This is a genomic window from Mycolicibacterium novocastrense, from assembly GCF_001499835.1.
GTDB lineage: Bacteria > Actinomycetota > Actinomycetes > Mycobacteriales > Mycobacteriaceae > Mycobacterium > Mycobacterium novocastrense.
On the sequence record NZ_LQIH01000019.1, the window covers coordinates 71,916 to 85,083 of the forward strand.

General features: G+C 62.0%; 9 protein-coding genes. 2 read left to right on the plus strand and 7 right to left on the minus strand.

Annotated features, from left to right (window positions below):
• Positions 1-12: 12 nt before the first annotated feature.
• Entirely contained in the window at positions 13-2,502 is a 2,490-nt protein-coding gene (locus tag AU072_RS15390; protein WP_133147293.1) for a hypothetical protein, read from the minus strand.
• Positions 2,503-2,546: 44 nt separating this feature from the next.
• Complete coding sequence (locus tag AU072_RS15395; RefSeq protein WP_133147294.1) at positions 2,547-3,569, minus strand: ATP-binding protein; 1,023 nt, start codon at positions 3,567-3,569, stop codon at positions 2,547-2,549.
• A gap of 940 nt (positions 3,570-4,509) precedes the next feature.
• Here AU072_RS15395 and AU072_RS15400 point away from each other — a divergent pair.
• Both AU072_RS15400 and AU072_RS15405 read left to right on the plus strand, forming a co-directional pair.
• Entirely contained in the window at positions 4,510-5,985 is a 1,476-nt protein-coding gene (locus tag AU072_RS15400) for a zinc-ribbon domain-containing protein (protein WP_235629882.1), read from the plus strand.
• Positions 5,986-6,526: 541 nt separating this feature from the next.
• A complete protein-coding gene (locus AU072_RS15405) occupies positions 6,527-7,408 on the plus strand; it encodes an alpha/beta fold hydrolase (RefSeq protein WP_064414585.1) in 882 nt (293 codons plus the stop codon).
• Positions 7,409-8,001: 593 nt separating this feature from the next.
• On the opposite strand, the gene AU072_RS15410 is transcribed toward AU072_RS15405, so the two are convergent.
• The 5 genes from AU072_RS15410 to AU072_RS15430 form a co-directional block, all read right to left on the minus strand.
• On the minus strand, positions 8,002-8,568 hold the full coding sequence (locus AU072_RS15410; protein WP_235629883.1) for an Rv1363c family protein: 567 nt from the start codon (positions 8,566-8,568) through the stop codon (positions 8,002-8,004).
• A 15-nt stretch (positions 8,569-8,583) separates the two neighbouring features.
• Entirely contained in the window at positions 8,584-9,042 is a 459-nt protein-coding gene (locus AU072_RS15415; protein ID WP_235629884.1) for an Rv1363c family protein, read from the minus strand.
• Positions 9,043-9,179: 137 nt separating this feature from the next.
• A complete protein-coding gene (locus AU072_RS15420; RefSeq protein ID WP_064414587.1) occupies positions 9,180-10,631 on the minus strand; it encodes an MCE family protein in 1,452 nt (483 codons plus the stop codon).
• Between the two features lies 1 nt (position 10,632).
• The gene (locus AU072_RS15425; RefSeq protein WP_064414598.1) at positions 10,633-11,769 is read right to left on the minus strand and encodes an MCE family protein; all 1,137 of its coding nucleotides are present in this window, start codon (positions 11,767-11,769) and stop codon (positions 10,633-10,635) included.
• An 11-nt stretch (positions 11,770-11,780) separates the two neighbouring features.
• The gene (locus AU072_RS15430) at positions 11,781-13,103 is read right to left on the minus strand and encodes an MCE family protein (RefSeq protein WP_064414588.1); all 1,323 of its coding nucleotides are present in this window, start codon (positions 13,101-13,103) and stop codon (positions 11,781-11,783) included.
• Between the last annotated feature and the right edge of the window lie 65 nt (positions 13,104-13,168).

Below are 13,168 nucleotides of genomic sequence, written 5' to 3' on the forward strand. Positions count from 1 at the left end.
TGACTGCCCTACTTAGTTGTCTTGCGGTGCAATTCGTTCCAGCATCGAGTTCTTCCAGAGCGCGATGCCCAGCTCTATCGGTGCGCGTTCGTGCACTGACCAGTTATCGATCACGGGATCGATCAGATCAGCGAGCCGCACCGTCGCTGCATCCGGGATCTTGCCTTGCGAAGCTGCAAGGAACAACTCCGGAAACAGCACGGCCTGATCCTTCTTGTCCTGAGTCCTGGCGACCAGTTCGCTCATGACATTTTCCGCTTCGCGATCCGTGTCACCCCACCACGCTTCTTGCGGTTCGCACCAACGCAGTATCGAGGCCACGAGTATCCCGTCATAGTAGGCGCGTGTTATCGCAGGAAACTCGAATACGCGCCAGCGAGGATCCTGAATATCAACACGCTGACGCGACGACTGCATCGCGGCGCCAATCGCGGTGTACGCCGTCAGGCAGTCGACTTGATACCCAAAATTCGAGTGTGTGCGAACCTCGCACGCGCCGCCCCGGCTACCCGAGGCGCCCCAGAGAATCGACAGTGGATCGTGTTCCGCATCGCCAGCTTGAAAGGCTTCGACACGCTCGCTCAATGTGTCGCTGGATGATCGCGGGTTGCAAAAATGAACCCGCTCTCTATAAAAGTCGACCACCTCAGGCGTGAGTCCGCCAAGAATCGCCGAGGCTTCAGCGAGGTGGCGCGCCTCCTCTTCAATCGGTGACCGCCAGGGCAGGTACGTCAACCACACCGCGGCCAAATTGTTTCGAAACGATCGACCGAGTGTTTCCCACTCGCGGTGGGTCGAAGGCCTAGCATGCAGCACGAGTGCCGAGACGTTGCGTTGAGGTAAGTCCTTCCAACGCTTTTCGATAGCCAGATGCAACTGGCGGAGATTCCAACCGGTGACGGATCCAACCGACAGGACAAGGGCATTACGCCATTTCGACGCCTCTTCCGGCAGATCGTCGCCGTCGAGCGCCGCGATCGTCGGCTGCAACTCTGCGGACAGTCCTAACCGCTCCTTTAAGTAGGCGAAAACCTGTTCAAAGTTCGGTAGTTCGGCGTCGTACTTGGACACGACGACGCCGTCAAGCGCTTCGTATTCGAAGGGGCTTCGGTAGTCTTTCCCGGCGAGACGAGCGGTCTCAGCAGCTTCGGTCTCCAGGGCATCCATCCGCTTGCCTAGCCGCTCGATGAACTCATTTGGTTTCGTCATCAGCCTAGCGACGCGGATCGCGACGCCCATGCGGTGCTTTTCCGGCCGTGCGACGATCGAAGGGCTTTCGGCTGGTTGAACTTCCACGTCCACCGCGTGCGTTTCGGCGCAGTGATCCCAAAACTTCACCGACTGCCGAGCGGCGGTCACGTTAGGGGTAAGCAGATAGTGCCCGGGTAATGCGAGCGCCTCGAATGTGCGCGGGTCGATACGTACCACCTGTGCCCGGGTGTTGTCCTTGCACCACTGACATGTGGCGGCATCCAGCGGGTTCAGTCCCTGGTCGGAGACCCCCAGCCAAATCGATGTCCGTTCAGTACCTGCTCCCGAGGCGGATGGCGAGAACGTCTCGTCGGCGCCGCCACCCTTCTGAACGAGTACGACGAGTGACCAATTCTCCTCGCCTGGCCGGCTCGACGATGCCAGGCTATCGATCATCAGTTGCCGGTATGTGCCGGATGCGCTGACCGACAACAGGCCAAGAGTCCCGCCTCTAGCCTTCAACTGTTTTCGGGCGGCCCGAGTGATATCGAAGCGCGTTCGGGGGTACTCATCCAACATCTCGACTCCGGTCAACTCCCAACCGCGTGAAACGACAAGGGCGCTAAGGTCGGTCACAAGGGGCAGCAGTGTTGCGCTGTCGGCGACTATCGACATTCCATCCCGGAGGCGGCTGGTCAACCACGTGCTCAACGCGCGAACGTCGCGCGGTGTCCGAAGAGCATCGCCGACACGCACAAAAATGCCGGCGTGGTCGCCGGACGGTAGTTGATAGTGGTAACGCTTTGGACGCCAAACCGCGTGGCCCCAGTCAAGCATGGCGTAGAACTCGGCCACGAGTGCGCGGTGCAACAGCGCGGATTCGTCGGGCGGAGCCGGAAGCGCAACAGTTCCATCGGAATTGGCCGTCTGGTTCCACACAATCGATGGCGGATGGCCGATTCCGAATACGACAGCTCCAACGTGCTTCAACAGAATGCGGGACTCGGTGAGTCGAGAAGCGATATGACCCACCCACTCCGCCACGGCTGTCTGTAAGTCAGCAGCTGACGGCGGATCATTGATAATCTCCGGCCAGCGAAGCAGCAGGACCTGTGTATTCGTGAGTTGATGAGCGAAGGCCTTCAATTTGTCGACAACCTGGTCGGCGCTCATCTGTTTTCCGTCGATGTCGACGAATGTCAGGGCATCGAGCGAGTCCGGCGGTAACCATTGCCGTTGCTGCTGGCCGGAATTCGTAGAGATACGAATGTAGCCGTCCCGCGGTCCGGCCGAACTATCGATGACAGACAACGCGCCGTCCTGCTAACTCGTGCTCTCGGTCGTTGAGAGCAGCGTCAGTTTGGCTCATCGGCAAGAGGCAGCGTGAGCACGGCAACCGTTCCTTTGAGGTCAAGATCATCGACGTGCCGGACAACCGCCTGCGCCGTTTGCACGCATTCGGCAATGACCGCGCCGCCCGTCTCGGCGCTAGTGGCGATGAAGAGGCGTCCTCCCCGACGCTCCGCCAAGTGGGCCAATCGATTCAATCCACGGCCACGGTCACGCTTCCGCAACTCGCCCGCAAGCGCCGCGCTAACGATTGCTTCGGGCGGTTCAGGGCTGGCATAGTGGCGCTGCGCTGTCGTTGGGATGCCAGCACCCGTGTCGAGCACCGTTAGATGCAATTCGAGGTCGTTGGTATTCGCTTGGCCTGTAATTGAATACGACACATAGCACAAGCCCGAACTATCAAGTTTGGCGTGTAGACGCACATTGTCTAAGAGTTCTTGAGCCGCCAAAGCGGTTTCCTCAAGCAACGTTTCCCGGGTATCAACGCTGAGCCGGTCGTGATGACGCACCATGTCACGAAGCCATGGGAAGACGACGACGCTCTGATCGGCCATGGCTTCGGAGCGGGGAACGCGGTCGGCACTAAGAAACGCGACTAATTCACGTTCGGGACTGTCGCCGCGACGGTCGACCTCAAAGGAATTGTCGGGCAGGCCAATTGGGAAGAGTGGCTGTCTCACGTCGGCGGGCCGCCAGTCAGTGGCCCACGCCTTTAGCGCGGTGGATTGCCTTTCGTCAAACCTCGTCCAGTCGAGTGTTCGTTGCCGCGAGAGCGCGAGATAGAGACCTGATCGCGCAAATACGCGGTCGATCGTCCCGTCGATTGGCAGCTCTATGGCGATTGACTTGCTGTGGGACAACGCATTGTCGATCACATTTGTTGCAACAGCGCCCCACTCAGCGTCAAGTGTGACTATGCCCGGGGTGTCTGCTAGGCGGGCAGGCGATGGCGCATCCTCAATCAGTCGCTTCTTGAGATCGTTGATTACTGGGTTAACATGCGCGAAGGCGTCCGCACTACCGCTCACTCGGTTGGGCTTCCCAAAAGGCCGAAACGAACGCAGGTGCATCCGACCCCTTTCACCGGGGAATTAACCGATCCGATATGACTGCTCGCGAGCTTAGCAAGCTGGACAGTCAGCTTCGCGCGCCGCTCCGCTTCGGTGCTGACTAGAGTTAGCTCCAAAGAGCGTTCGGAGTGATCATTGCTATTAAAGCAGTTTCCCGGGAGGCGATTCCCGCAGGTCAGCGGCGCACTGCTGTGACGGCACCCATGAGTAACGTTTTCATCACGAGATGATACCAATCCGATAACACAGAGTGTTGAAATGCCTGGGTAGAGGGGTGGCGAAGCGAAATCCTGAGTTGGTTGGCTGGCGCCTCCATCCACGAGCGGAGCGCTCCCGGATGAGCGCGATCCGCTGGGCCAACGATTCATACCAACAGTCGTTCTAGAAACGGCGCGCTGGGGGGGCGGCGCACCTCACTCATCTGAACCGCTACTGCTCAACAGTTAATTAATGCTATTCGCGGTTCCCAGACGCGATTGCTCGCCGACACGGACCACCGGCCGGATGGTGCTGATAACTCGCCTTTTGTCGGCTGGGGCGGCCCACCGACAACACCCGACTTCGTTCGTTCTCGGAATCGAGCGGTCCACAATGAGCCATGAGTTTCAGCACTGACCAAGGGTGCTCCACCGAGGGGTGTCCGAACCGCGCAGTGTTCTCCACGCGCACGAAGCCGTCTTGGTGTACGAAGTGCATCGATGAGATTCTCCGCGTCGGGGGAATGAAGTCTCTTGAACCTGTCGCCAAGGCCAACACATTCACTTTGATGGAGTGCCTGAAGTGCGGAACGCCGGCGCATCACAAGCTCGACTACGTCGTAGGAAACAACAACTCAAATCTCGCTACCTGCCGTGCGTGTCACTGGCGGGACTGGGCGGCCATGCAGCGTTCCCACCTCATGCGTCGAGCACCGTCGATCGACGAGGCGCGAGCCCACGCCGAGGCACGCGGCTACGATTACCTCGGTCCGCTAACCTCGCCGTCGCTGGCCGACGACCCTCACCATGTCCGGTGCCGGCAGTGCCAGAAGTTGTCGGCCGAGCGGCTCGGCGACATTGGGTTCGGCTGCGCCTGCGCGCGCAACGCGAAGTCGGCTGCGAAAGCGACGGTGAATACCACGAAGGCGCGAACACGCGCGGCGCTGTTCAAGGATTCCGGCGCTCGGTCGCTGTCGTGGTGGGACTACACGGTGAACTCGACCACCGACTTCGACACCGCGTCGACGGCCGCCACACGCATCGTCGCATGGGTATGCCCCGCCTGCTCCCACCGATTCACCTGCTCGGTCAGGGAGATGGTCGAGCGCCCGCAGTGTCCACGCTGCGAGAACGAGCGGCGAGCCGCCTGGCAGAACGAGTACGACGCTCTAAAGAGGACGGCCGTCGCCGACCATCCGATGCTCGCCGCGGCGTGGGACGACCCAGCGGATCCGCGGAAGGTCCCCATCGCCGGTGGGTGGGAGCTGCGGCGTTTCAAGTGCTCCAACGGACATCACCCACGGATCAGTCCACACACGTTCTTGCAATCCGGCTGCCCGCACTGCCGATCTGCCGAGACCCGGCAGACCAGATCCACACCCACGCTCGCAGAGGAGTGCCCCGAGATCGCAGCGCAGTGGCACCCAACGATGAACGGCAGCCTGACTCCCGATGGCGTCGTCCACAATTCGAAGCGCTCGGTGTGGTGGCGCGACGCCACATGCGGACATGAGTGGAAAGAGGCAGTGCGTGACAGGAATAAATACCAGCGGTATCTGTGTCCACGTTGCCGCACGATTCTGGACTCGCTCGCTTATCAGTTCCCACTGCTAGCGAAGGAGTGGTCGCCCGAGAACCCGGTGACCGCCTGGCACGTGCGGCCGAACGGAACGACATTGTTCGACCCCGAATGGATCTGCTCCTTCGACCCGACCCACGTCTGGACAGCGACGCTAAGTTCGCGAACCAACGGCAGCGACTGCCCCGAATGCCGTGAGATTGGCAAGTCGAAAGTCGAACTCGATCACTTCGCCGCCGCGAACACGCTTTTCGGTAAGGCTCGGTCCGGGGTCAAGCTGCGGTCGAACGAGTTCACGCGCCGGCCGACGTGGACGGCCGACATAGCCGTTCCGCTCCCGCACTCACGAACACTTGTAATCGAGTACGACGGTGGCTATTGGCATCGGGACAAGGCCGATATCGACCGCGCCAAGAGTCTGGATCTCCTCGCTGGAGGCTACCGAGTGGTGCGACTCCGGGAGCATCCACTGTCGTCGTTGGAAATCGATGACGCTCGGTACTCAGAGCTCGTCGTATATGCGACCGCGCCCAATTCGCAGGCCACGATGGCGCGGATCAAGGAGTTGATCGAGGCGGACGCAGAGCGCCCAACATAGGCTCACGTCCGCTGGCGGTGAAGGTATCCAATCGCCGGCGCAGTAGTCCCTTGTCCTAACCGCACGACATCGGTCACTGCGAATAGAAGTTGATGTTCATCTTCTGCTACCGATAACACCCGATTCGGTCGAGTCTCGTTGATCGCTACAACGCAGCTACCTACTTGAAACGTCCATCGCGTGGACGTACCGACGATCGAAGTTGCTCTCACTCCTTGACCGCGCTAACAGTCGACACTCGCTCAATCGGTGTTCACCAACTCACCCATTGCGCGACCTCCCCAACGACTGCCGTGACGCTCGCTCCATTCATCCAATCGTCATCACGAGAAACGACATTCGGCAGGGCAACGGTCGAGGGTCCAGCGAAAGTCCAACCGACAGCATCGATACGCTAGGTCAGCACATGATCGATGCCGCCGAAGCAGTTCTCACCCCTGTACGGCTGTGGTAGCGACTTCGTAAGCGCGATTGACCACTCAGAACTGGCAAATTAATCTAATCGTGTGAGTTTTATGGCGACTGAAGCCGCGGAGTTCACATGATCGTCCCGCTCCCAAGACCGGAGGACGCCGCGCCGCCGTGGACGACCGTCGACTGGAGACCCTTCGTCGCGGACACACTCGTCGACGGGCGCCGCCTCCGGTATCTCGATTACGGAACCGGCCCCACTTTGGTACTGCTTCACGGAATGGCATCAAGCTGGCAGTGGTGGCTCGAGAACATTCCTGAACTCGCCCGACACCACCGTGTGATCGCTGTGGATCTGCCCGGTTGCGGCGACTCAGAGCCCCTTCCCTCACCCGCGGAGATGGCAACTCACGCTCACGCGGTGCTTGACTTGCTGACCGGACTGGACATCAAATCGGCTGTCGTTGTGGGCCATTCGATGGGCGGGCTGGTGGCCATCGCGATGGCCACCACTGCCCCGCACCGTGTGCGAAGCCTGGTGCTCGTGGATGCAGGCGGCGTTCCGATGAGTGAGCGGCGTTTGGCGGCAACCCTCGTTGTTCTGAGGATCTGCGCCGCCGTCATGCGCCGTGGCTTCGTCCGTCGCCTCCTAGCCGAGAAAGCCTGGGTCCGGCGGTATGCGCTTCGGGGGGCGTTCCGTGATCCCGATGTGTTGTACCAAGAACTGGCTGAGCGGATCATGCCGGCTTTCGCGGGGCCGGGCTTCGTCGGCTCTGTTCCCGCGGCTGGCCGCGCGGTGCGCGCCACGCAACCCGAATCCATTGGATGCCCCGTTTTGCTCGTCTGGGGCGAGCACGACGGGGTAGCGCCGCTCTACTGCGCCCAAGACATGCACGCACGTCTTCCTAACTCGGAGCTGGTCGTGATCGCCGGGGTCGGCCACACACCGATGGTCGAGTCTCCCGCAGAGTTCAATCGCGCGGTGATCAACTTTACCCGCGCCTTTAAATAAAAGGAATTCTCTGTCCGGGCAGTCAATCAAGCTTGTCGGAAGCTACGGTCCCCATATGTTCCGCAAGCGGTAAGACGAGTCGGCCTTCCACTCGAACGGAAGTGCCCACGTGTCGGTTTCGGGAAAGTTGTTCTCACATACACCCGTTGGCGCAGATATCTGCGGGCCGACGGGTATCCGGAGATGGAGCGTTCGGGTCCTCCGGCGGCTGTTGCCTCGTGAGGTCGATGTCCCCCTCCAATTCCGGCGCCATCGGGATGAACTTGCATAGAACTTCGGCGACAAGATCGCACGGATTGTCGTCCGGCGTCGCATACGCCGTACCCGGTGCTGCTGCGACAAGCGCCGCCGCGCACACGACCGCAAGTGCGTATCTGACCAGGAGGCGTCTTCTCATCGTTCACTGCCTGAGCTTCGGCGAGAAGTCGGGAGCCACCCGCCGCCCGATAGTGCTGATGGAACGACCTGATGTGCTGCCCGATACATCGGTGCCGGATGAACGCCGCGGAGTGCCCCGGAATGAGCGATGGGACCGCCGGCGACGGCAGCGAAAGCGAATGCCACGGCCATCGTGAACAATCGGCACCAGTGCGTCAGATCGGTTGAAACTGCGAGACGAGCCATGCGTCGCCCACCTTGTCGAGAGTCACCTGGACGCTGGATATCGAATTCGTCGGGGCGCCACCGGCAATCGTCGTCGTCTGGTTCACGTAGACCAACACCACGGCATGGTTTGCACTGGCCGATACCGAAGCCGCCGCAGGCACGGTGGCGACCGCGCCGATCTTCTTCTCGATGGAGCCTGGAATCACGACATCACGCACCAGCTTCAGGTAGTCGTCGCGGAACGACCCCGTCAGGCGCCCGGCAGCCGCTGTGAGGTCCTTCTCCACGGTGTCCGGCTGATACGCCAACATCGCGATCGTGGACTCGGTGGCCGCCTGCACGGACCGCGCCGACGCTACCTGCGCCTGGCGAGACGACGCGTCATGCCACGTCAGGACGCCCGCGCCGGCTGCCAACAAAAACGCGAGCCCCGGCAAGACGCCGTACGCGACCACCCGCTTCCACTGAATCCGTTTCGCGGTGTCATCGACGTGGGCGGCGTCGACATCGATGTTCGCTGATTCGTCTGGGTGCTGCGTGATGTGCACCGACATTTCGATCCTCCGTTCTCAGGGCACGAACTGGACGTCGGAGACCTTGAAGGCGCCATCGACCTTCTGGACGTCAATCCGCATCCGCCATGCGCGCGGTTGCTGTTGCGGGGCATCGATACTCGACGTCTTCACCGATACCGCTACCAGCACTCGGCCGCGGTCGCCGTCCTGCGATTCAAGACCCGCGGACGTCACGGTGCCTTCGGACTTTGACTGCGCCTGTTTGACGACGTCGATGAAAGGCTGCGACCGCTGCTGGAAGTCGTCGTGGAAGCTGCCGATCGACGAGTCGAGGATCCGCTCGATGTCGGCATCGACGCGAGCGAAGTCGATATTGGTCAGGTTCGCAGCGCCCACCCGAGCGGCGTCCACCATCTCAGATCGAATCGCTTCGGACTGACGGTCGCGGTGCTGGCGCAAACCCAGCCAACCGACCAGCGTGCCGAGGGCGACAACAAGAACGAGGCCTACCACGACCGCAGTGCCGGTGACAGACAGACGCCGACGCGCCCTCTCGCCAGCGACCGGTACATCTCCGGACCCCTCCGCCCGAACAGTTTGATCCGATCCTTCGAGCTGGTGATCGGCGGCGTCCAGAACTGCTGCGTCGTTCAGCCCGGTGGCGTCAACATGCTCTGCCATGTTTGGCCTCCGTTCGTCGGCGCGAGATCCTGTTGGGTGTACATGCTGCCGTCCGGACCCATGTAGCTGCCGGTCGCCGGGTCGTAGTACGCGGCAGCGATCGGCGGTGCCGCAGGCGGTGGCGCCGGTGGTATCGGAGCCGCTGCCGGCGGTGTACCCGGCGGACCCTGCGGAATGTCCTGACCGGAGAGCGTTGCGTTCGGGTCGCCCTTCCAATTGAATCCGTCGTTGAGCGGCACATACTCCTCGTCGCTCTTGCACATCTTCGCGGTCGGAGCGCGCTTGCCCGGGCGCATCATGCACGGGAGATTCCGAGCGCCACGCACCGCGTTCCACGAGTCCTGCGGGATGCGGCAGTAGAGGTCGTCGACGGGCCGGTCGGGCGTGTCCGTCAGCGACGGTACGCGTTGCTGCTGGGCAGGCAGGTACCCCGTCGTGCACGGCGGCGGCAGGTTGAGGTTCAGGTTGAACGACAGCACCAATCCGGGGTGCTTGCTCCCGCGATTGGCCACGGTGCCCGCCTGCATGACCGCGACACCCATGGGTAGTAACACCAGCAACTGCTCGACACCGGGGTTATACGTGACGGCGAGCTGGCCGAGGCCGAGGAGGTTGTTCATCAACACCGGAACACTCGGATTCAGCTTGTCCATCAGCTGACGAGCTTGGTCGGCCGCCGGCGCGCCGTGCTGGATGAGACCGGCTACCGAATCGTCATGAGTCTTCAGCTGCCCGGTGAGGTCGGCGAGGTGAGCGGCGAATGCCCGGATCGAATCCGACGTCTCCGCTTGGGAATTCAGCACGGGCTGGGCCTGGTCGATCAACGACACGATTGGATCGAGGTTCTGGCGGGCGTCGCTTGCCAGCTGCGTCGAGCCCTTCACGATGCGTGACAGCTCTGGCCCGAGACCGCCTACGGCAGCGTAACTTTCATCAATCACTGTCTTGATGTTGTCCTGCGGTATCGCCTGAAGCCCACGATCGGTGGCGTCGAGCAGCACACCGATGTCGGGCGGGATCGACGTGTCGGCGAGCGCGATGACGTCGCCGCCTTTGAGCGGTCGTGCACCGTCGCTGCGCGGCAGTAGGGCCACGTACTGTTCGCCAATCGCAGATGTACTGTGCACCTGCGCCTCGAGATCCGAGGGGATGGGGATGTCCGAGCGCAGCGAGAGCACTGCCTCGACACCGGTGTCGGTGATGTTGACCGCCGTGACACGTCCAACCTCCGTGCCGCGGTAAGTGACGTTGGCGGTTTTGTACAGCCCAGCCGACTGGGCCAGTTGCATCGTCACGTCGTACCGTCCGATGCCGAGCATCGTGGGCACCTTGATGTACCCGAATATCATTACGGCGCTGGCGATCACGGCGACCGCGGTGAAGATCGCCAGTTGGGACTTGACCTGCTTGGTCATGCGCATGTCACGGCCCCTGATCGAGACGGTAGGGAGCCACCAGCGGATTGGTGGCCGTGTACGGGCTTGGCAGCTGGCCGATGGTGCGGCCCCACTGCATCTCCAATTCGGTGAGGTTGCCCTCCCAGCGCGTGCCGGTGAAGATGTTGTTGTCGATCCGGCTGAGCGTCAAGTCGGCGATGGCGGTGATGTTGGCGTAGTCACCCCGGATCCATTTGTCCAGCGGTCCTTTCGGCCAAGGGAACGTACCGATGAAGTCCAGCGAACGAGTCAGGTCGGGTCCGGTGTCGGCCAGCGATTGCAGGATCGGCCCGACCGCTTCAAGTTCCTTGACCAGGTTTTCCTTGCTCTGGTTGACGGTGTCGGCCGCCAGTGCGCTGAACCGCCCAAAGGCAGTGGAAGCCTCGACGAGGTTCTCGCGCTGATCGGCGAGCACGGCCAACGCGTCGGGGATGGAGTGTATCGCCCTGTCCAACACTGGTTTCTGGTCCGCAAGCTGGGTGACGAGCCCGTTGAAACTGTCGGTGGCGTCGAGGATGTCGGTGGTCTGGGCGTTCAGGTGGGCGGTGAACTGGTCGATCTGCTCGATGAGACTGCGCAGGTCACCCTCCCGCTGCTTGAACGCCGTGGCAAAGGCGGCCGTGATGTCCTGCACTTGGCCAATTCCGCCACCGTTCAACATCAACGACAGCGCCGACAGTGTCTGATCGGTGCCCGGATATGTCCCGGCATGTTCCAGGGGGATCAGCGAGCCGTCATGGAGCCTGCCCTCCGCTGGGACCCCGACAGGCGGAGCCAGCTCGATGTGCAGGGATCCCAACAAGCTGGTCTGGCCGACCTTTGCCGTCGCGTTCGCAGGCAGGTCGACGTCCGGGTTGAGCGTCATCGTGACCAGCGCGTGCCAGCCCTGGCGCTCGATCTTGGTGATCGTGCCGACGTTGGCGTCACCCACCCGAACCCGCGAGTTCTGCTGGATGTAGCCGACATCGGGCAGCTGCGCCTGCACGACGAAGGAGCCGGGGCCACCGCCCTCGGTACCCGGGAGCGACATCGAGTTCAGTCCGTTCCATTCGCACCCCGTCGATGCGATGGCGATTGTCAATGCGGTTAACCCGACGGTCGAGTGCCTCAACAGCTTCCGGATCTGGATTGGAATCACGAACCACTCCCGACAGATGGTGGAACCATCAGGCCTTGCAGGCCTGCAGCGGGATCGGTGGGGGCCCCGGGGGCTGCTGGCGCGTTCGGTGCGGGTGCCGCCTCTGGATCCGGTGCAGGTGAGGCAGCTTGCGCAGCCGGTGACGTTGGCCTGAAGTCGGGCCTCAGCCAGTCCTCCGAGTACGTCAATTCGTTGGGACGGGCCGACTCTCCGACGATGTAGTTGGCCCCCAGGGGCAGGAAGTTGTACTGCCGGTTTTTGATGATCGGCGCCAGGTACTGCGCGCACAGCTTCGCGGACTGTTCACCATTCAACCGCGATGCGGCCTGAATACCGCCGCACAGGAACGAGATCGGATTGGCGAAGTTCTGCAACGTGAGCGCACCCGTGATGCCTTGTTGCGTGGGTTGGTAGATGTTGATGAAGTTCTGCAGCGTGTTCGGGAACAGGTGGAGCGCCTGTTCGACGTCGTCGATGCTGTCGTGCACGGCTGTCGTGATGGACGCCAGCCTCTCGGTGGTGACACCGATTGCGTCCCGGTTCTCGGAGATGAAGTCGGTGGTCACGCCGACGACGTCGTTGAGGTTCTTGACGGCATTGCCGACCGCATCGGGCGAGCTGGCGAGCGCTCCCGTCGCCGAGGCGAGGTTGACGTTCAGTTGACGCAGCAGCGACGAACTGTCGTGCAGCGCGGAGACGATGATCGACAGATTCTTGACAGTCGAAAACATGTCGGTGCTGTGGTCGCCGAGGATCGACAACGCCTGCGACAGCTTGACGATCGTGTCGTGCATGTTCACGCCCTGCCCACGCAGGTTGTCGGCTGCGGTGTCCACGAACGCGCCCAGTGTGCTCACCCCACCGGGCTCCGTGGGCTGCAGGGCTTCGGTCAGCTTCTCGAGCTGTAGGCGCAGATCGTCCCACTCGAGTGGCACCGCGGTGCGGTCCTCCTCGATCACGGCGCCGTCGGCCATCTTGTCCCCACCCGTGTAGGCAGGCGTCAGCTGGATGGCTCGTGAGGTCACTAACTGCGGGGACACGATGGCGGCCCTGGCGTCGGCGGGCACCGAGACACTCTTGTCCACCCAGAACGTGATCTTCGCACGCTGCGGTTGAGGTTCAATTCGCATAATGCGCCCCACGGCGACCCCGAGCACGCGCACTTCGTCGTTGACGAACAACCCGTTGCTGTTGTCGAAATACGCGACTACTTGAAATCTATTGAGCGCATTTATGGTTCGCCATGCAAGGACACCACCGACGACGAGCGCCGCCACGAGCACGACGGCGGCGCCGATGCGCAGGCCTCGGGACCTCATCACTGGTCTCCTTCGTTCGGGAGCGGTGAGTTCGCCGCGGGCTCGTTCGGTGCGGGGGGCAGGGC